This is a genomic window from Mycobacteroides franklinii (assembly GCF_002013895.1).
In the GTDB taxonomy this organism is placed as follows: Bacteria; Actinomycetota; Actinomycetes; order Mycobacteriales; family Mycobacteriaceae; genus Mycobacterium; species Mycobacterium franklinii.
The window spans coordinates 680,919-700,629 of the sequence record NZ_MAFQ01000001.1 but is presented as its reverse complement, the minus strand read 5'-3'; the positions used below and the strand labels follow the sequence as shown (position 1 = coordinate 700,629).

Sequence of the window (19,711 nt, the reverse complement as noted above, 5' to 3'; positions counted from 1 at the left end):
GGCCGAGCACCTTGCAGAAGGTCGCAGAGGCCGGTGCCTCGCCGGCGAGCTTCATCATGCGCGGCACATCTGCAGCAGTCGTTGGCCGATCTCGCGCCCGATACCTATCTAATCGCGGAACTCGTTGACTGCGTAGGCTGCGCGTGCAACGAATTTGATCACAGGATCACGTCGGCCGTCGCCGCGTCGGCGCGCATTCGCCCGGTGTCAATGACTGCTCGAATTGCCCCGACCGCCGCGGGTATCTCTTCAGATATCCCGCGGATTGATCTTTGAGGTGCCGGCTATCCGTCGGCGATAACCTGTGCGCGGCAGATCAATTCATCGAACACTTACCGCGCCACGACTCCAAAATCACCGTTACCAACCAGCTTGTCGGCAGCGTCTTGTTGCCGCTTGCGCAGAAACTGCAACGTCCGCCTACGGGCTCTTCATCGCCGGCCCAACGGGTTGCGCCGGAAGCTCTCGTAAAAATCGTCCTCGTCGAATTCGACCGGTCGCTGTTGCTGACTATCGGTCCGACGGGGCGATTCTGTTGGGGAGGTGCGTGCGGATTTTGCGGTGGATGGTGCATTGAGTTTGGCAGCAGCGACTGCCGACTCAACGTTCCCGGTCCGAAGGGCATGCACGACGGTCGGATGAAGGTCGGAGGTATCAGCCACGGCTACGCACCCCCTGCCCCGGGCCAACCCGGATCGGGCGGCAGGACCGGTGCGGGATCGGCACTCAAGTACTTATCGGGCCGGTCAGTGGGAACACCGGGCGGGTATTTGTTGTGGCATTGCGGCAGCGTCTTGTCGGTTACCAAATCGATTTTGGTGATCACCCAGGTGCCAAACACATTGCCGGAGGGACGCAGTGCCGGGCCTTTCTGATTTGCCGGAGGCTCATGCTGCTGGTCAGGCGCAACGGCAGGATCGGGACCAAATGTGAACCAATGCCCCGTGCTATTTGGGGGGCCACCCCGCTCATACCTCCCGAGGGAGTTCTGGGACAGCGCCGAAAGGTAGTCACAGACTCCTGCGACAAATTGATTCCCCTCCTGACGGAAAGACACCACCTCGTAATAGATGGTGCCGGCCCATCCGCCTCCGGCGCCGCCGGTCACGAGGGCGGGCGAGATCGAGTTGCCGAGGGCGCGGACGAATCCGGGGTAGCCGCCAGCGTCGACGGTGTCAACATCACGGCGGAGAGAATGGTCGGCTCGCTCCCAGGATTCGAAAGCCGCGCGGATGAAGGTGCCTTCTGGTGACATTAAGTCGATGGCGGGGTTCGCGATCCAACGGCCAGACACATTGGGTTTGTACTTATCAAGCCCATCCGCAGGTGACGACGTGGTGGGCTGGGGCTGATCGCCGCGATGGCATCCCGCCGCCAACAGCACCACGGCCATCACAACAGTGCAACTGCGCACCAAACGGGTGCGATCCATGTTCAGTGGCTCCAATCCGACTTGCCCACGCCGACGTTCTCTAGCCCCTGCCAGTTGCCGATATCCACGCCATACTGGTTCCTCCCCGTGGTCTGGAACCAATCTGTCAGAATTTTGTGCGCGTTCCCGCTGCTTACGACCTTTTGCATATCGACGTGATCGCCGGTGATGAGCTCGGCAAGGGCAGGGTCTGCGGCGATGGAGGCGTCGCGTGCGATCAGACCTCTGAGGACGGTGGCCCGGTAATCAGTGGAGTTGGCCGAGGCTCCTCCTGTGTCCACGAGTTGGCGGGCGAACTCGTCGCCATGGATCAGCAGTGGATTGGGCCCCGGAGGCTGCGTGAGTTTGGCTGCCAGTTCAATGGCCGAGACGGATTCTCCGAATCCGGGGATCATGCCGAGTGCTTTGAGACTGTTTTCAACCATGTTCTTTTGGCCATCCGCTTTCTCTGCGGCTTCCCAGCGTGCCTTCTCCTGGTCGAACAGGTGCGCGTCGTTGGCCCCTTCGTTCATCGAATGAGCCAGGCGACCTGCAATCTCCAGATCCCTGTCCGGGGTGCCATGTTGGCTTGCGCTAGTCACCAGACCCTCGTATTCAGTCTTGGCGGCACCGTTAATACTGATGGCGGAGTCGTGGTTCTGATCGAACACCGAGAACAGATTCTTCATCTGATCAGCGGAGCCGAAATGCTGGATACCGGGCGAGTCGAAACCGGTCTCTGGATCTGCTCCGGCGAACTGGGCCAGATATGGGTTGACGCCATCGGCCATCGCTTTCGCCAGGCCACCGTTGACTTCGCCGAACGTTCCGCCACCTGGCATGTTCTTAAACGTGTCAGCGTGGTCAGCTACGTAGTGACCGACCGCATTCGCGGTCTCCCCGGAGATGGGGTTACCGGTGTCGTCATGGGTCCACCGGAACGCATCGCCAATCTTGCTCGATTCGTCGCCCCAGCGTTCCTGGGTCATTGCGTGTAAGAACCCGTCACTTGTGGACGGGTTGGTGGCCAGATCATGCACGCTTAAGTGGTCACTGCCACCGACCTGCACCACATCAGCCAACGCGTGTTGCAGTGAGCCGCCATGCTGATCTCCGCTGTCGAAGTGCTGAACGTAGGCGCCGGTATCGGGGTGCTTGATATCGGCATTGGCGTATTGCGTGGCAGCCTCAAGCATTGACTTGGTGGCCTCACTGCCCGAAATCGCTGCGCCCGGCCGCAGGATGTCGGCGATATCCTGCATCGCCCCAACACCATTGAGCTTGGTATGGCTCTCCGAGGGCATCGTTTCCTTGCCGATATCGCGGGCCGGCGTTACCTGTGTGGTGACGCGGTCGGTGCGAGAGAGCTCCTTGGCCATCTCTGAGGGCAGGTTGACCTTTGAACCAGTCACGGGCACGAATGTCCCTCGGGTCGCATCAGTGGCGCCCTGGGCGTACGGCTTGATCTGATCGGCACCTGCGACCTGCACATTGGGATCCGAAACGATCTTCAAACCCTGCGCCAGCGCCGCTTGGGCATCCGCGGGCAGCGTCCGCTGCAGTTCTTTGATCTGCTCAGGACTCATGCCGTTGAGCGACTGGGACATCTGATACAGGTAGGCCATCTGCCCTGCCGGGATTTCCACCTTCTCCCCGCGGGCCAACTTATCGAGATCTGCCTGCGACAATGTGCCTGCCGCAACGAGTTTCGCTAACGCCGCCGGATCAACAGGCATACCGGTGTACTTACTCACGGCGATCGCGTCGAGAAGGTCCTTCTTGCCTTCCTCGCCACTTAGACCCGCGGCCGGTGGGGCGGCAGCATCGATATCACCCTTGGCGCCGCTGATCGCGGTCGCAGTGTCTTGATCGGCCTGCCCGAGGGCATCGGCCCGCTGCTGCAAGCTGGCGGTATTGTTTTGCGCTTCGTTGCCGCGCTCGGATTGCAGTTGGTTCATCCGCTCGGTGGCCACCGGCTCTGGGACACCGAACGCCATCATGGCGAACTTGCCCGCCCGGTAGTCGAACATGTCGGTGACCGCCCAATCCTCAGACACCGCGAACGTATCGGCCTCCAAGCCCTGGCCGGTCTTGGTCAAGTCAGCAATCATCGGCGCCATCACGGCCGCCCCGTTCTGATAGGCATCCGCCAGCGCGTTGTAGCCGTTGACCACCTGGCGGTCCTGGGCTAGTTCACGATCCGCACGTCCCACCGCCGCGTCCTTGCCGTCGCCTTCCCAGTCCAGATCCGCTATCGCGCCATGTACCTTGCCCGCCGCGTCCAAAACCTGAGTCCCCAACGTGCGCGTCGGCTCAGCCAAATCACCCAGCGCTGTCGCGTTCGCGCTGTACACCACACTCTTTCCTGGTCTACTCACACCGAACCCCCTGCATCACAACCACTCTCACGTGGCACCGTTCAAGTCCCCCAAGGACGTCAACCCGTTGGCCGCCAAATCCGTCAACGAAATCCGGTTCTTACCGTCCTGATGTTCATACATGTCCGCAGAGCGCCGCAGGAGCTGCCCCATTACGTCATAGCGGCCCGAAACAACCTCCAACGAGGACTTCACACCGTCATGAGCTGCCTGTAGCACGCCAGCCGTAGCGAAACCCTTCAACCCAGAAGCCGCGCTCAGCGACAACGGAGCCTGCAGCTTGGATACATCAGAGTGCGCACCGTCGACCTTGCCCGCACCCTGACGCACATTCGTCGGATCAACCTCCACAATCACCCCCGGCAGTTCCAGTAATTCTCATTCGAACTTCACGTCCCAGCCCATGGACTTGTAACGGCGGATCTCGGCTTCACGGGCCTTCTTCTCGGCTTCCTCGTTCTCACTCCAGTCACCGATCACACCGGGCGAAGCCTTGATTGATTCACCGAACAGTTCGTTGCCGTTGTCGACGTTGATCAGAAAACTCGGGATTGGCCTCTCTTCGTCTTCCTCACCCTTACCGCCGCGACCATGGCCTCCGGCGCCGCCCATCATGCCCATGGGGCCCCCACGTACACCGGAAGCACCCATGGCGGCGGGGTTGACACCACCGGCACCGGCACCGCCTACCGCTCCGCCGGGTAGGCCACCACCGCGCAATGCACTGAGCCCGCCGGGACCACTCAGACCGGTGGCCGATCCACCCCCGGTGGTTCCCGTCGATGACGGCGAGAATCCCGCTGCAGTCGTGCTACCCAGCGGCAAGCCGGAATCCTTAGAGCCAGAACCAAACCCGGATCCCGCACCGCCGGAACCTGAGCCGCCACCCGAGCCGGATCCTTGACCGCCACCGGAACCACCACCTTGCCCGCCACCCGAGCCTTGGCCTTGGCCCGCACCCGCCTGTTGGCCATCGCGACCGGCCAACTGAGGCTTGGTCTCTTTGTTGGCCAGGCCGTCGGAAGCTGGTGGAGTTTGCGTACCGCTACCGGAACCGCCCCCTCCATTGCCACCGCCACCATTGCCGCCACCGCCACCAGGATCATTCGGTGTCTGCCCGAGCTGTTGCACGTCGGGGTCCGTGACGTTGGGTCGGTTAGCCGACATCGGATCGGTATATGTGCTTTGCGCCGCAGCACGAATCGCGTTCAGTGCCTGCTGCTTTTCGTCTTTCGAAGCGTTCTTATCCGGAACCGGATAACTGTTCGGAACCCTGCTAGCCGCGATCAGCGTCTCGCCATCCTGCTCCGCAGCCTGGCTCAGCTTCCCCGCTTCGGCCGCCAACCCGGTATCTGGAGCAGCGATCTTCTTGTAAGTGCGATCCACCGCGTCGTACGCCGAGTTTGCAGCCTCACCCGACCACGACTCGGAATCGAGAAGCTTGCTGCGCACCTTCATCGCTGTGTCCACCGAATCGGAAACGGCCCCATAAACATTGGTCCATCGGTCCGACTCTGCACGCGCCGACTCCACACCCAGCCCTGTCAGCTTGGAAACGATCTCCTGATGCGACATCCCCTGCCAGCCATCATCAGCCATCACTCACACCCCATTTCACTTCGGAAGAGTCGGAGCTACCGCAGTAGCCACCTCGATCGATTTCGCGCACGCGTCCGGTACGTCTCCGGCGCGCTTCGGATCAACAATCACAACAAGGGCTGCCACCGTCGACTGCTGCGACGGGAGAATCACAGTGCAGGAAGGAGCCGCGGCGCTACCTCCGTCGTACTGAACTCCGTCGAGCCCAGCGACCGTCACTGCGCGCGGGTTGTTGAATAGCTCGCGGTCCATATACGAGGCCACCTTCGTGTTAGCAACGGTGAGTTCCAAGAACCACCCGCCACTATTGCCCCTCCATTGACAGCCCCGCAGCTGTCGGTCTTGAATCCCGACGTCATCAACCGTCGTCGGGTCGACCCCCCACGTACGGAGCTGATCGGCGGTGTAGCTCAGGCAGGAGTCGTAGCTCGTCCCGTCGTTCCAGTGATTGGGTGGCGGATGCGGCGCAGTCAACGTGCTCGACACCTGCGGCTGCGGAGTCACCGTTGTCGCCGCCGAAGTCGCGGCGGAACCGCTGACATCAGCTGGCTTGGTGATACCAGTCGACGGCCCACAGCCCGCAACTGCGAACGCTACAGCCGTCAACGCCAGAACTAGCCGCATCATCAGTAGCCCACCGTCGCTGTTCCGTCCTTGTACGGATTTATCCGACCGGCGTTGCGCTCCTCGGTGTTACGAAACAACATCTCCGTGGCGATGAAATGGTCAGCGTGGCCCTGATAGTGATCCCTGATCTTGACCAGCGCGTCGTACGCCTTCTGTCGCTGTTCTTTGTAGTGTTTCGCAGCCTCATGTCCCGACGGCAGGTCGCCTAACGACAAGTCTTGCTCTCGGGTCACCGCCGCGAGTTGCTTGTCGATGATATCGCGGGCCCGCAGCATGTCCCCAGCGAGCTCCATGCCATAGCCATCTTTGAACTTCAGCGTGGTCCGAGCAGCCTCGGCGGCCTCCTGACGAGCGTCCTGGGACATCCCGTTGATGTCGAACTTGTACTCGCCCACCGCTCACCTCGCGTTTCATCGTCAGAACTGGCATTCATCTAGTACGACGACGCGGGGCTGGATTCGGTTCCATGAATCTTCGAGAAATTTGCGCGGGTCTGGCCCTTCCCAGCGATGCCCAAAAAAGAACACGCCAGCACAGTCTGTGCCGGCGTGGACTCGAAAAGTGCCAGATGAGGGCCGTGGATCACGGTGGCCCTCTGGTTGCTCCCCCGCTTGGACTCGAACCAAGAACCGTCCGATTAACAGTCGGAAGCTCTGCCAATTGAGCTACAGGGGATTACCCGGTTCGCGCCGATTTATGCCGCGAGCCGAGGCATGACTCTAGCCTACGAGCGGGGGTGAAAGCCAAGTCGGTTCCCCTCTGTGCCCGCCTCTGCGCGACAAAGACGGCGAGCATTGCGTGTTGTCGCATAGAGGCGGGCAGATGTGACACTCCTGACGCAGCCGTTCACAGGTGCGTCAGGCAAGATAGGGAGAACTTCGTTAGTTGGTGGAGGGTTCGTGATTCGGGTTTTGTTGGTGCTGGCAGCCGGCTACGTGCTGGGTGCGAAGGCTGGCCGCCGCCGTTACGAGCAGATCGTCAACGGGTATCAGGCCGTCACCGGCAGCCCCGCGACCAAGAAGCTGATCGAGATCAGCCGACGGCGCCTGGCCAACTCGCTGTCCCCCGACCCGCACATGGTGGAGCTCACACCGATCGATGAGACGACCATGATCTTGGAGCCCGAGCCTCAGCTCGACAACAAGTAGGTCAAACCGAGAGATCGTCGCCGCTGACCTGCTCCAGCAGGCTTCGCCGGTACGCCTCCAGCGCCACCAGATCACCGAACAACGCGTGGTACTCGTCGGCATGGTCCACCGGCGACATCCGCTGTAGCTTCGACTTCACCTCGGCCACCTGCCGCCCCACCCACACCTCTTGCAGTTTGGCCAGCACCGACCCGATGTACCGCGGCAGCCGCTCGTCGCTGTCGACCTGGATGACCTCCGCGGTCAGGGCGTTGATCAACGTCACCTGATTCTGCGACGACGCGCACTGACGCACCTTGTCGATCCATTCCCCTCCGACGATCCCGGCGGCAGCACCACCCGCCGCCTCGATAGCGGTGCGCACCGCCACATATCCGGGATGGGTGAAGCTATCGGCCGTCAACGAGTCGAAGACCGGACCGGCGAACGCCGGGAACTGCAGCGCCGCCTTCAGGGCCTCCCGCTGCGGCCACAACGTAGGGTCCTTGGGGTCGGGCATGCTGGCCTTCGGCGCCGCGGCGGCCTCGGCCCCACGGGGACGACGGTCACTCGATACGGAACCGCCCTTGGCGGCCTTACCGGCCTCCTCACGCACCCGCGCGAGCACCTGTGCCACGTCATCCCACCCGACCCATCCGGCGAGCTGTCGGGCGTACTCGTCGCGCAGCGTCGGGTCCTTGATCTTGGCGACCATCGGCACGCACCGTCGCAGCGCATCCACACGCCCCTCGGCGATCTCCAGATCCGACTCCGCCAGCGCCGACCGAATCGCGAAGGCGAAAAGCGGGATTCGACGCGCGACCAGATCCCGCAGCGCCCCCTCCCCTGACTTCAGTCGCAGATCGCACGGATCCATGCCGTCCGGGGCCACCGCCACGAACGACTGTCCCGCAAGATTCTGTTCTCCCTCAAAGGCTTTCAGCGCCGCTGCCTGACCGGCAGCATCCCCGTCGAACACGTAGATGAGCTCGCCACGAAAGTACGAGTCGTCCATCATCAGGCGCCGCAGCATCGAGAGGTGCTCGTCGCCGAAGGCGGTGCCGCACGACGCCACGGCCGTCGTCACGCCGGCCAGGTGCATGGCCATCACGTCGGTGTAGCCCTCGACCACCACGGCCTGATGCCCCTTGGCGATATCGCGTTTGGCCAGATCCAGGCCAAACAACACCGAAGACTTCTTGTACAGCATGGTTTCCGGGGTGTTGACGTACTTGCCGGGCATGGTGTCGTCGTCGAAGATCTTGCGCGCCCCGAAGCCGATCGTTTCACCACTGCTGGCACGGATCGGCCACAGCAGCCGCCGGTGGAACCGGTCCATCGGACCGCGGCGCCCCTCCCGTGACAGGCCCGCGGCCTCGAGCTCCTTGAACTCGAAGCCCTTGCGCATCAAATGCTTTGTCAGCGTGTCCCATCCGGCCGGCGCGAATCCGCAACCGTACTGCTTGGCCGCGGCGCCATCGAAGTTGCGCTCGGTCAGGTACTGGCGTGCCGGGGCCGCCTCGGGTGAATCCAATGCGGCGGCGTAGAACTCCTGCGCGGCGGCGTTGGCGGCGACGAGCCGGGCCCGGGTGCCGCGGTCACGCTGCGTGGCCGTGCCGCCACCCTCGTAGTTGATGGTGTAGCTGAGCCGGTCGGCCAGCCGCTCGACAGCCTCGACGAAGCTGATGTGCTCGACCTTCTGGATGAACGTGTAGGCGTCGCCGCCCTCACCGCAACCGAAGCAGTGGAAATGCCCGTGATTGGGCCGCACATGGAACGACGGGGACTTCTCGTCATGGAAGGGGCACAGGCCCTTGAGCGAGTCCGCCCCTGCACGTTTGAGCTGGACGTAGTCGCCGACGATGTCCTCGATCCGGGTGCGCTCACGGATCGCCGCGATATCGCGATCAGGGATACGTCCGGCCATTTGGGTCAGTCTAGGCCGCTCTACCCCCAGCTGGCCTGAACACCCAGGCTATCCCTGTCCACCCGCTCCAATCGGCTCTCGGTATAGGACGCGATCTGGTCGACAACCACCCGGGTGCGGGCCGCGTCATCCGCCGCCTCCGTGTACGCGGGCAGAAACACCGGATCCAACGTGGCCGGCGCCCCCTCGGCCAGCCAGCGCGCCACCCGGTGAATGCGTTCCCGCTGACGTCCCTGCACCGCGATGTGCTTGGGATCGGACATGATGAATTGCAGCGCAAGCATTTTCAGCACCGCGACCTCGGCGGCCACCACCTCGGGCACGGTCAGCTCGGCCTCGAAACGGATCAGCGCCCCCGCCCCTGCCACGTCCCGGGTCGCCCCGATCGCCGCCGAGGCGAACCGCCCCACCAATTCACTGGTCAACCGCTTGAGGCTGGTCGACGCACTCAACGTGCCGTCATACGGGCCGATCGCCGCGACCACCGGCAGTGTCGCCAACCGGGCGGCGGCCTCCTCCAGCGCGCCCTGCTCCAGCCCACCGAAGGACTTCACCCCCAGCTCCGCGAGCACCTGAGCCTCCCCCGGCGATGCCAGCACCCGCAGGTCGATACGCCCGGAGATGACGCCGTCCTCGACGTCGTGCACCGAATAGGCGACATCGTCGGACCAGTCCATGATCTGCGCTTCCAGGCAGCGGCGCCGCGGCGGCGCCGCGGCGCGCACCCAGGTCAACGCGTCCACTTCGTCGTCATAGGCGCCGAACTTGCCACCGCCCGGCGGACGTAGCCACGGGTACTTCGTCGCCGCATCCAGCGCCGCCCGTGTCAGGTTCAGCCCGGCGCTGTTGCCGTCGGCATCAACGACTTTGGGCTCCAGGCGAGTCAGGATGCGCAAGTTCTGGGCGTTACCCTCGAACCCGCCGCAATCGACGGCCACCTCATCGAGCGCGCGTTCACCGTTGTGTCCGTACGGCGGATGGCCGATGTCATGGGCCAGCCCGGCCAGATCGACAAGATCGGGATCGGCACCCAAACCGGTGGCGATACCGCGCCCGATCTGTGCGACCTCCACCGAGTGCGTCAGCCGGGTACGTGGCGTGTCACCTTCTCGCGGACCCACCACCTGCGTCTTGTCGGCAAGCCGCCGGAACGCCGCGCTGTGCAGAACGCGCGCCCGGTCCCGCGCGAAGTCGGTCCGGTACTCCGAGAACGGCACAGTAGGGATGTCGATCATCGCCGTCTTGGGCGTCTCGGTGACGACGCGTTCACGGTCGGAATCGGTGTAGGCATCCTTTTTGCGCATCGTAGGCACAGTCTGCCAGGACCCTTCGAAGCGTCTTGCGAGGCATTAGATTGGCGACCATGCGTCTGCTGCGTGCCCTCGGGGGCCTGCTGGGAGTCTTGATCGCGGTGTTTGCCCCGGCACTGCTGCTGGCACCCGGCGCGAGCGCCGATCCGCCCTTCCGGATACCGGGTTATGTCACCGATCGGGCCGGGGCGCTGAAGAATCCGTCGAAGGTACGCGCCGCCATCGACCAGCTCTACGACCAGCAGCACGTGCGGCTCTGGGTGGTGTACGTCAAGGACTTCGACGGCGCCGATCCGGCGGCATGGGCGAACAAGACCATCACGGCGAGCAGCCTGGGGGACCGTGACGCCTTGCTGGCGGTGGCGACCGAGGAGCGCAGTTATGCGTTCCAAGTCGCTTCGGGCATCAAGAACGTCAGCGACTCTGAGATCGACAATCTGCGGACCAACACCATCGAGCCCGCATTACGTAAATCGGACTGGGATGGCGCCGCCATCAACACCGCCACCGGCCTGGAGTCGGCCGCATCATCGTCGACCTCCATTCCCTGGAAGCCGGTCCTCGGCGCGCTGGCACTCGGCGCCGTCGTGGTCGGAGCATTCATGCTGTACTCCTGGTTCCGGACGCGGTCGCGTCGTCGCGCGGAGATCGAGGCCGCCAAGGGCATTGACCCCTCCGACACGGAAGCTCTTGCGAATCAGCCGGTCTACGCGCTCGACGGTTTGTCGAAATCCATCGTGGTGAACGTCGACAACGCGGTACGCACCAGCGAGGCCGAGCTCGCGCTGGCCGTCGAGGAGTTCGGCACCGAATCCACCGCCCCCTTCCAGCAGGCCGTGGATTCGGCGAAGAAGGCACTGGCTCAGGCGTTCTCGGTGCGCAAGCAGCTCGACGACACGATCCCGGAGACGCCCCTGGAACAGCGTCGTCTGCTGATCGACGTCATCACGACCGCCGCCCGCGCCGACCGCACCCTCGACGACCAGTCCAGTGCCTTCGACGCGTTGCGGAACCTGGTGATCAACGCACCCACCAAGCTGGACGCCCTCACCCAGCAGGTGGTGTCCGTGACCGCCCGGGTACCGGAGTCAGAGCGGATCCTCGCGCAGCTGCGCACCGAGTTCGACGCCGCCGCACTGGCATCCATCGGCGACAACATCAAGGAAGCCACCGAACGCGTCAGCTTTGCCGATACGCGAATAACGCATGGGCGAGAGCTGGCCGCCCGCGCGGTGGAAGGTCAGCAGATGAGCCTCGTGGACGCCATCCGCGGCGCCGAATCGGCGCTCACACAGGCCAACGCACTGCTCGACGCGATCGACAACGCCTCCAACAACATCCACCACGCCACCGACACACTGGCGGCGTCCATCGCCGACACCAAATCCGATATCGCCCAGGCAGAAGCACTCCAGAGACAGGGCACGCTCCCGTCCTCCGAGGAATTGACCAAGGCCCACGATGCTGCCGTCGCGGCTGTCGCCGACGCCGAGCGCATCGGCGCGACGGATCCGTTGACCGCCTTCACTCACCTCGCCGCCGCCGATGCACAGCTGGACAAGCTGCTGGCCACCGCGCAGGAGGAACAGGCTGCCGCCGAACGGCGGGCCCGCGTACTCGACCAGGCGCTGGTGACCGCACGCCAACGGGTGAATTCCGTCAACCAGTACATCGCTGTGCACCGCGGCGCCGTGGGCGCCCGCACCCGCCAGAACCTGGACGAGGCGCAGCGCAAGCTGGCCTCGGCCGAGCAGAGCCGCACATCGAATCCGTCCGATGCCATCCTGCTGGCCAACGGCGCCGCAGAACTGGCCGCACAGGCCGAATCCGCAGCGCAACAAGAGGTGCAAGGCGCCCAGCGCTACTACAGCAATGGGTACGGCGGATACAGCGTCGCGGGCGACGTGGCCGGCAATGTCGCCGGCGCGGTGATCGGCGGAATCCTGCGCGGGATGATCAGCGGTGGCTCAAGCCACCACAGCTCCTGGTCGGGATCCGGATCGTCGTCCTACGGCGGCTCGTCCCGGTCCTCCGGGTCGAGTTTCCGAGGCGGCGGGGGCCGCTTCTAATCCGTATAGCCGTCGGCGACGTTCAGTGCCTCGTCGATGATCGACAGCCCGCGCCGCAGATCCTCCTCGCTGATGATCAGCGGAGGTGCCACGTGCGTGCGGTTGAAGTGCGTGAACGGCCACAGGCCTTCCTTCTTGCACGCCGCCGCGAAGGCGTTCATCGGGCCCGCCGCCTCACCACTGGCGTTGAACGGAACCAGCGGTTCGCGAGTTTCCTTGTTGCGCACCAGTTCCACGGCCCAGAACAGGCCACGGCCGCGGATCTCGCCGACACTCGGGTGCGCCTGCACCCAGCGCTCGAGCTCCGGACGCACCACGCGCTCACCGAGGTCGAGCACCCGCTCGAGGATCTTGTCGTCCTCGAAGACCTTGATGGTCTCGACGCCGACCGCACAGGCCAACGGATGCCCCGAGTACGTCAGTCCGCCCGGGTACGGACGGTGGTCGAAGCTGGTGGCGATGGCATCGGAGATCACCACACCGCCCAGCGGGACGTAACCGGAGTTGATGCCCTTGGCGAAGGTGATGAGGTCCGGGGTGACGTCAAAGGCGTTGATGGCGAACCATTCGCCGAATCGGCCGAACCCGACCATCACCTCGTCGGCGATGAACACCAGGCCGTACCGGTCGCAGATCTCCCGCACGCCAGCCAAGTATCCGGGCGGCGGAACCAGCACACCGTTGGTGCCGACCACCGATTCCAAGATGATCGCGGCGATGGTGGGAGGCCCCTCCAGGTTGATGACCTGCTCCAGATGCTCCAGCGCCCTTTGGGTTTCCTCCTCGGCCGAGGTGGCGTGGAACGCCGAACGGTAGGCGTACGGACCAAAGAAATGCACCACCGAGTTGTCGCCCGGATCGTTGGCCCAGCGGCGCGGCTCACCCGTCAACGACATCGACGTGGTGGTGCCGCCGTGGTAGCTGCGGTACGCGGCAAGCACCTTGCGACGGCCGGTGTGGTGACGCGCCATCCGCACCGCGTGCTCCACGGCCTCGGTGCCGCCGTTGGTGAAGAAGACCTTGTTCAGCGTTCCCGGCGCGCGCTCGGCGACCAGGCGCGCAAGCTCGCCGCGCACGTCGTTGGCGAAGGCGGGCGCGATGGTGGCCAGCCGGCCGGCCTGACGCTGGATGGATTCGATCAGACGCGGATGCTGGTGTCCCAGATTGAGATTCACCAGCTGCGAGGCGAAGTCCAGGTACTCCTTGCCAGCGTAATCCCAGAATGTCGCACCCGAGCCGCCGGCGATCGGCAGCGGGTCGATCATCGCCTGCGCGGACCATGAGTGGAACACGTGCCCACGGTCGTCGGCGCGCACCTGCGCCTCGGCCGCCGGTGCCTCGATCGGCGCGCTGGCGGGATCGATTCCGATGTGATTCTGGACGTCAGTCATTTCTGCTCCTTGGCTAGCAGCCCTTGAGTGTCTTGGCGAGATGATCGGCCACGCCGCCGATCGGAATGCGCTGTTGGGTCATCTCGTCGCGGTCGCGGACGGTAACCGAGTCGTCTTCCAGCGAGTCGAAATCGACTGTGACGCAGAACGGGGTGCCGATCTCGTCCTGTCGACGATACCGCCGGCCGATGGCACCGGCGTCATCGAAGTCCACGTTCCAGTACTGGCGCAGCTCGGCGGCCAGCGCCTTGGCCCGCGGGCTCAGGTCGGCATTACGCGACAGCGGAAGCACCGCGACCTTGACCGGGGCCAGACGCGGGTCAAGCCGCAGCACGGTGCGCGTATCCACGCCGCCCTTGGCATTCGGGGCCTCGTCCTCGTGATAGGCGTCGACGAGGAACGCCATGAAGGACCGGGTGAGACCGGCCGCGGGCTCGATCACGTACGGGGTGTAGCGACGGTCCTCGGCCTGGTCGTAGTACGACAGGTCTTCTCCGGAATGCTTTGCGTGCGTGGATAAGTCGAAGTCGGTGCGGTTGGCGATGCCCTCCAGCTCGCCCCACGGGTTGCCGCTGAAACCGAATTTGTACTCGATGTCGACGGTGCCGTCGGAGTAGTGCGACAGCTTCTCCTTGGGGTGGTCGTACAGCCGCAGGTTCTCCGGGTCGATGCCCAGGTCGACGTACCACTGCAGACGGGTGTCGATCCAGTACTTGTGCCATTCGGGCGCCGTCGAAGGCTCGACGAAGAACTCCATCTCCATCTGCTCGAACTCACGCGTGCGGAAGATGAAGTTGCCGGGGGTGATCTCGTTGCGGAAGCTCTTGCCGATCTGGCCGATGCCGAACGGCGGCTTCTGCCGCGACGTCGTCACGACGTTCTTGAAGTTGATGAAGATGCCCTGCGCCGTCTCGGGGCGCAGGTAGTGCAGGCCCTCTTCGGTCTCGATGGGGCCCAGGTAGGTCTTGAGCATCATGTTGAAGTCACGCGGCTCGGTCCACTGACCCTTGTTGCCGCAGTCCGGGCACACGATCTCGGTCATGGCAACCGACTCGGGGTCCGTGAGGCCTTCTTTCGCGCCCTTTTTTTCCAGGTACGCCTCCTGCAGGTGGTCCTGACGGTGGCGCTTGTGACAGTTCAGGCACTCGACCAGCGGATCGTTGAACACCTCGACGTGTCCGGAGGCGACCCAGACCTGACGCGGCAGGATTACCGACGAGTCCAGGCCGACGACATCGTCGCGGCTGGTGACGACGGAGCGCCACCACTGCTTCTTGATGTTCTCCTTGAGTTCCACGCCGAGCGGCCCGTAATCCCACGCCGACTTGGTACCGCCGTAGATCTCACCGCACGGGTACACGAGTCCCCGGCGTTTGGCGAGGTTGACGACGGCCTCGATATTGTTGACCGGCTTCCTATCGGCACTGTTCGGCTTGGCGGCCACGATCTGCTCAGGCTCCTCTTGAGGTCCACAAGACTGCAGTAATTGACCTGAACAGCCTAAGGGCCGGACAAAGCGCGTTTTACCTCGGTGGCCGCAAGCAGCTACTTCAGGTGGTCCAGCAGGATGCCCTCGGGGCCGAAGTACTCGTCACGCCACTTCTCGAGCAAAGGGCCGTGGTCGATGTCATCGGGATGAAATCCGGGCCGCAGATAGCAGCGGATCTTGGGCCAGAGCCCCGCGAAAAGCGGGGTGCGCGGCAGGGCCACGACGCTGCGCAGGGTCCGCACCGGGTGGCGCCACGCCCACGGGTCGGTGACGATCGAGGCCAGCAGGATCACCGACCTGCTGAGGAAGAGCCCCAGCGTCAGCGCCATCGCCGTGATGCGCATCCGCTCGCCGCCGCCGACGTACCGGTAGACGTCGAAGGCGACTGACTTGTGCTCCATCTCCTCGATGGCATGCCAGTTGAGCATCGCGCGTACCTCGGGATCAGTCAGCTGCTGCTGTATCCAGGGCACGCTGAGCACCTGTTCCCCGAGGATGGCGGTGAGGTGCTCGACGGCGGCGGTGACCGCAAGCGCTGACCGGGCGACGGTATCCGGCAGCCGGTCCCTGTGCTGTTTCATGCGTTTGACGAGCCGGGTGCCGACGCGATCCATCAGCCCTGTTGCCCAGTAGCCACGATGAACCAGCTGGGCGTTCAGTTCACGATGCTGGATTCCGTGCGTCATCTCCTGCCCGATGAACCCGGCGACCTGCTTCTTGAGGACGGGATCGGCGATCTGCCGGTCGTAGCGCCGCACCGACTGGATGAAGAACTCCTCCCCGGACGGGAAAAAGCCGGACAGCAGCGCCACCAGATGGCTCATGGCGATATCACCGGCGACGAAATGCCGCCGCGAGGGCGCGGACCGGTCAAACGTGAACGCGATTCGGCGGGTGTGCACCGCGCGGCCCACGGCCGACGACGGACGCGATTGCCCATTGTTCACCGGCATCATTACCTCGGGGGTTCGATGGGCAGCGCCGGTCCACCGTAGGGCGTCGGGATGGTGTACCGGCCGGGCGGCGTCGGGTCGGATTTGGCACCCATGTCGGCACCGGGCGGCGGCCCGGCCGTGTCGTCCCCCGCCGGGCGCGGAGCGTTCTTGGCACCCCGCACCAGGACGGCGGGATCATCGTCGCGGCAGTACGTGTAGAGGAACGGCTCCGGGTAGTCGGCCGAGGAGGGCGGATGCCGCGGGGTGCCGTAATCGCAGGCGTACCGCGGATACAGATCGGCCGTCACCCACAGCCCATGCTCGTGCATGGTGCTGATGAACGCCTCCAGCGCCGAGCCCCGGTAGTTGGGGAACAGCGCGTTCAGCGCGGGCACTCGTACATAGGACAGCCGTGCGTTGACGGCCAGGTTGGACAGCAGCTGCACCATGGTGTCGGAGTTGTCGGCGAACAGCTTGTCCGTGGCCGCCAGCACCCGCGGAGACTGCTCGATGAGTCTCCGATAGCCCCCTTCCATCGCGTTGATACCTGCCAGGGCGCTGCGCAGGTTGCGTGAGGTGGCCGCGATACCGCCGTTGACGTCGACCGCGGCCGAGAGCACCGTCCGGCTGTCCTTGATAGCGCTGACCGTCTCGGGCAACACCGAATCGAGAGTGGCCAACAAGAAGACCCCGCCGTCGACGATGTCGGTGAGCTTGCGCGGACCCGCGGAGCTCAGGCTCAGTTCCTTCTTGATGCGCTCGATCTTGGCCGGATTCACTTGAGCCAGCACGCCATCGGCGTGGGACAGCAGCTGCGCCGGGGTGACCGGGATGGCGGTGCGGTTCCGGGTGATCACATCACCCGGGTTCAGGAATGGGCCCGTGTCCGATCCCGCCGAGAAGTCGAGATATTGCTCACCCGCCGGGGACAGCCCGGACACCCGCACCGCGGCGGTAGCGGGCACGCGCACGCCGCCATCGACATTCACTGTCGCGTTCACGCCGTCGCCGGTGAAAGTCAGTGAATCGACCGAGCCGATCCGCACCCCATGCAATGTCACATCCTGGTTGGGCAGCAGCCCTCCGGATTCGGCGAGTTGGACGGTCACCGGGTAACTCGATGCCAGCGGCCGCACATGCAGCACCCCGACCAGCAGGTAGGTGACCGAAACCGTCAGCAGGAGAACGAGAGACAGGCCACTGGCCCAGGCGCGGCTCATCGTCCCGGGCCCTGCACACCAAAGCCTTGTGCCTCAGGCCCCTGCCCGACGACGCGTTCTTGCAGCCGCCACAACGAGTACTTGATGGTCCCGACGAACTTGGCCCAGTCGTACCGCTTGGGGCCGTGAAAGCCCGGGTCTCCCCCGAAACCGGCGTCCGGGATCGCGCCCAGCACCAGCCGGTCGATACCGGCGCGGCCGGAAATGGCCGACCCCGCAGTGATCTTGATGAACGGCGCGTACAGCCGATTGAGCGAGAGCAGGCTGGTCTCCGGGTCCAGCACCACATCGTTCCAGGACCGGGATATCGCGTTGGCGTCGGCGAGCACGCTGCGCCCGCTGGTGTCGGTGCCCGCGATGGACGGGAACTTGGCCAACTCGTGCGCCGTATCACCCAGCAGCAGAACCAGATCGGAGATCTGACCGGCATTCTCCTGCAAGGTCGCCGTCGCCGGGGCAGCCGCGTGCAGTACCTGCCCCAGCTGCTCGCTCTTGGCATCAAGCGCCTCGGCCAGCTGAGCCGTCGCAGTCATCGCGGCATCCAGCTGCCCCGAGCGCGCGTTGAGCTTGCCCAGCAGTTCGTTCGACTTTCCGATCATGTGGCCGAAGGCCTGACCGTCCTGACCGGCCGCCCGCCCTGTGCCGTTGACGACGTTGGTGAGGTTGTGCACCGCACCCCCGTTCACCAGGATTGCCGCCGAGCTGAGCACCGACTCCACGGTCGCCGCCGCACCGGTCCGGTCGATGCCGATGGTGTCCCCGTCGACAAGTGTGCCGCCGCCGGGCTGTTCGGGCGATGTGATGGACACGAACACATCGCCAAGCGGTGTGGCCGTGCGCAATTGCGCGGTGCTACCTACCGGAAGCGTGACGTCATGCCGGATGCTCAGGGTGGTCACCGCACGGAATTCCTTGGCCGCCATCGATTCCACCTCGCCGATATCAACACCGGCCAGCTTGACCTTGGCCCGCTCGGGCAGGTTGAGTGCGTTGGCGAATACCGCCGTCAGCCGGTATCCCCCGCCGCCCAGCCCTGGGGCGGGTAGCGGCAAGTCGGCCAGTCCGCCGGTGGAACACCCCGCGCAGAGAAGCGCGACCGCGATGAACGCCGATAGCCTGTGCCCCGTCATTTCTGTCCCATCGTCGCCAGACCGTCGAGCATGTACGTGAGCCCGAAATCGGGTCCGTAGTCCTGCAGTGTGCCTGTGCTGCAGCCCAGTTGGCGCAGACCCATCAGATTGCAGATTTCCTTGGCCATCTGGCCGTCAAAGACCATGCGGTCGGCCAGGAAGTGCGCGCGTATCGCACCGTTGCGCTGATCGATGGCGTTGTACAGGTTGTCGGCCATCAGCGGCAGCACATCGAAGAACTCGGCGACCTCGCGTTGACGGTCGTAGACCGTCTGGATGCTTTTGTTGCCGTTGGCAATACCGCGGCGGATGGCATCCCTGTTGGCCTGCAGAATGTTCCCGGTCTGCTCGATCACCTCGTTGAACTGCCGCCCGGTGCTGCCCGAACCGAAGCTCTCGCGGTCCAAGATGTCGCTGAGCTGGCGCACGGTGGACCCGAACTGCCGCAGGCTCGCGTCATTGCGAGCCGCCGCGTCCAGCAGGCCGCTGACGTTCCTGACGATGGCAGTCATCTGTTCGCGAGTGTGCGCCCCGCCGTCGGCGCCGAGGCGCAGCGCCCGGGACAGCTCGTCCAGCGCCGTCTTGATGCGATCGCCGTTACCGGCGGCCACACCGTCACCGGCGTTGAGCACCGCGGCAATGGGTCCACCGCCGGCACCGTCCCCGCGCAGGGATCCGGAGAGCTTGTCGAGCATGCCGAGCACCCGATCGAATTCGACGGGGGTCCGGGTCCGGTTCAGGCCGATGGTGTCACCGTCATGCAGCACCGGCCCACCGCGGTAGGGCGGTGACAGTTCGACCTGGCGGTCGGTCAGGATCGAGGTCGAGAGCGTGACCGCTTGCACATCGGCGGGAACCTTCACCTGGCTGTCGACGGTGAACTCCACCTCGGCGTACCCGCCCCGGGCCGTGATCTTGGAGACCTGACCCACCGGCATGCCCAGCACGGCCACCACGTTTCCGGGATACAAGCCTGCGGCGCTGTCGAATTGGGCCGTGACGGTGATGGTCCCGCTGTCCCGGGTGACGGACCACGCCGCACCTGCCGTCGTCGCGGCAACGGCCAGCCCCAGACCGATCAGGAGTATCTTGCGCATC

General features: G+C 64.6%; 16 protein-coding genes and 1 tRNA gene. 2 read left to right on the top strand and 15 right to left on the bottom strand.

Annotated elements, in window-relative coordinates:
- Window positions 1-664 precede the first annotated feature (664 nt).
- From B4393_RS27115 to B4393_RS03605, 7 genes are all read right to left on the bottom strand, one after another.
- On the bottom strand, window positions 665-1,432 hold the full coding sequence (locus B4393_RS27115) for a hypothetical protein (protein ID WP_109558611.1): 768 nt from the start codon (window positions 1,430-1,432) through the stop codon (window positions 665-667).
- Between the two features lie 2 nt (window positions 1,433-1,434).
- Window positions 1,435-3,789: a TPR repeat region-containing protein gene (locus B4393_RS03630; RefSeq protein ID WP_133052609.1), complete on the bottom strand. Its 2,355-nt coding sequence runs from the start codon at window positions 3,787-3,789 to the stop codon at window positions 1,435-1,437.
- Between the two features lie 27 nt (window positions 3,790-3,816).
- Window positions 3,817-4,140: a type VII secretion target gene (locus B4393_RS03625; protein WP_070936787.1), complete on the bottom strand. Its 324-nt coding sequence runs from the start codon at window positions 4,138-4,140 to the stop codon at window positions 3,817-3,819.
- 27 nt (window positions 4,141-4,167) lie between these two features.
- The gene (locus B4393_RS27430) at window positions 4,168-5,388 is read right to left on the bottom strand and encodes a hypothetical protein (protein ID WP_078332927.1); all 1,221 of its coding nucleotides are present in this window, start codon (window positions 5,386-5,388) and stop codon (window positions 4,168-4,170) included.
- A gap of 15 nt (window positions 5,389-5,403) precedes the next feature.
- Window positions 5,404-6,015 (bottom strand): DUF3558 family protein, encoded by a 612-nt coding sequence (locus tag B4393_RS03615; RefSeq protein WP_078332926.1) that lies wholly within the window; start codon window positions 6,013-6,015, stop codon window positions 5,404-5,406.
- Entirely contained in the window at window positions 6,015-6,410 is a 396-nt protein-coding gene (locus tag B4393_RS03610; RefSeq protein WP_078332925.1) for a hypothetical protein, read from the bottom strand. Before B4393_RS03610 ends, B4393_RS03615 begins: the two co-directional genes overlap by 1 nt.
- A gap of 207 nt (window positions 6,411-6,617) precedes the next feature.
- Window positions 6,618-6,690, bottom strand: a tRNA-Asn gene (locus B4393_RS03605).
- Window positions 6,691-6,914: 224 nt separating this feature from the next.
- On the opposite strand from B4393_RS03605, the gene B4393_RS03600 reads away from it, so the two are divergent.
- On the top strand, window positions 6,915-7,163 hold the full coding sequence (locus B4393_RS03600; RefSeq protein ID WP_030095233.1) for a hypothetical protein: 249 nt from the start codon (window positions 6,915-6,917) through the stop codon (window positions 7,161-7,163).
- Between the two features lies 1 nt (window position 7,164).
- Here B4393_RS03600 and dnaG read toward each other — a convergent pair whose 3' ends face one another.
- Complete coding sequence (gene dnaG / locus B4393_RS03595; RefSeq protein ID WP_078332924.1) at window positions 7,165-9,069, bottom strand: DNA primase; 1,905 nt, start codon at window positions 9,067-9,069, stop codon at window positions 7,165-7,167.
- Between the two features lie 20 nt (window positions 9,070-9,089).
- Window positions 9,090-10,373 carry a deoxyguanosinetriphosphate triphosphohydrolase gene (locus B4393_RS03590; protein WP_078332923.1) on the bottom strand — a complete coding sequence of 428 codons (1,284 nt, stop codon included), beginning with the start codon at window positions 10,371-10,373 and terminating at the stop codon, window positions 9,090-9,092.
- A 59-nt stretch (window positions 10,374-10,432) separates the two neighbouring features.
- On the opposite strand from B4393_RS03590, the gene B4393_RS03585 reads away from it, so the two are divergent.
- On the top strand, window positions 10,433-12,448 hold the full coding sequence (locus B4393_RS03585; RefSeq protein WP_078332922.1) for a TPM domain-containing protein: 2,016 nt from the start codon (window positions 10,433-10,435) through the stop codon (window positions 12,446-12,448).
- Here B4393_RS03585 and B4393_RS03580 read toward each other — a convergent pair.
- The 6 genes from B4393_RS03580 to B4393_RS03555 all read right to left on the bottom strand — a co-directional run bounded on the left by B4393_RS03580 (window position 12,445) and on the right by B4393_RS03555 (window position 19,710).
- Window positions 12,445-13,839, bottom strand: coding sequence for an aspartate aminotransferase family protein (locus B4393_RS03580; RefSeq protein ID WP_078332921.1), 1,395 nt, complete (start codon window positions 13,837-13,839; stop codon window positions 12,445-12,447). The genes B4393_RS03585 and B4393_RS03580 overlap by 4 nt on opposite strands.
- 13 nt (window positions 13,840-13,852) lie before the next feature.
- On the bottom strand, window positions 13,853-15,283 hold the full coding sequence (locus B4393_RS03575) for a glycine--tRNA ligase (protein WP_078332920.1): 1,431 nt from the start codon (window positions 15,281-15,283) through the stop codon (window positions 13,853-13,855).
- A 101-nt stretch (window positions 15,284-15,384) separates the two neighbouring features.
- A complete protein-coding gene (locus B4393_RS03570; protein WP_109558618.1) occupies window positions 15,385-16,281 on the bottom strand; it encodes a metal-dependent hydrolase in 897 nt (298 codons plus the stop codon).
- 2 nt (window positions 16,282-16,283) lie between these two features.
- Window positions 16,284-17,483, bottom strand: a complete 1,200-nt coding sequence (locus B4393_RS03565) for an MlaD family protein (RefSeq protein WP_078332918.1) — start codon at window positions 17,481-17,483, stop codon at window positions 16,284-16,286.
- Window positions 17,480-18,613, bottom strand: a complete 1,134-nt coding sequence (locus tag B4393_RS03560) for an MCE family protein (protein WP_078332917.1) — start codon at window positions 18,611-18,613, stop codon at window positions 17,480-17,482. Before B4393_RS03560 ends, B4393_RS03565 begins: the two co-directional genes overlap by 4 nt.
- Complete coding sequence (locus B4393_RS03555; RefSeq protein WP_413816127.1) at window positions 18,610-19,710, bottom strand: MCE family protein; 1,101 nt, start codon at window positions 19,708-19,710, stop codon at window positions 18,610-18,612. The genes B4393_RS03560 and B4393_RS03555 overlap by 4 nt, the downstream gene beginning before the upstream one ends.
- Window position 19,711 lies beyond the last annotated feature (1 nt).